The sequence below is a fragment of the Mesorhizobium sp. M2E.F.Ca.ET.209.01.1.1 genome (assembly GCF_004010375.2).
GTDB lineage: Bacteria > Pseudomonadota > Alphaproteobacteria > Rhizobiales > Rhizobiaceae > Mesorhizobium.
The window spans coordinates 1-280 of the sequence record NZ_SADP02001349.1 but is presented as its reverse complement, the minus strand read 5'-3'; the positions used below and the strand labels follow the sequence as shown (position 1 = coordinate 280).

The 280-nt window shown below is 64.3% G+C and carries 1 protein-coding gene; it reads right to left on the bottom strand.

Annotated features, from left to right (window positions below; all coding sequences use genetic code 11):
• A partial coding sequence (locus EN852_RS40360) for an SPFH domain-containing protein (protein WP_246694613.1) occupies positions 1–280 on the bottom strand: 280 nt, incomplete at both ends.

Here is a 280-nt window from a genome sequence, read left to right as displayed (position 1 = left end):
CGAACAGGTAGGCGCGCGGGTCGGAGACCTGGTAGGCCACCGAAAACTGCACATTGACGATGTTCTGGTCGCCCGACAGCATCAGGCCGTTGCCGCTGGTGTTGCCGCCGCCAATGTCGACGAGCTGCTCTGAAATCTTGGCCGTCTCGACGGTCTCGAGCGGCCACCAGTGGAAGTGCAGGCCTGGCTGGGAAAGCTCGGCCTTCGGCTTGCCGAAGCGCAGTTCGACCGCGACCTCGTCGGGCTGCACGGTATAGACCGCCTGGAAGGCCCACAGAAC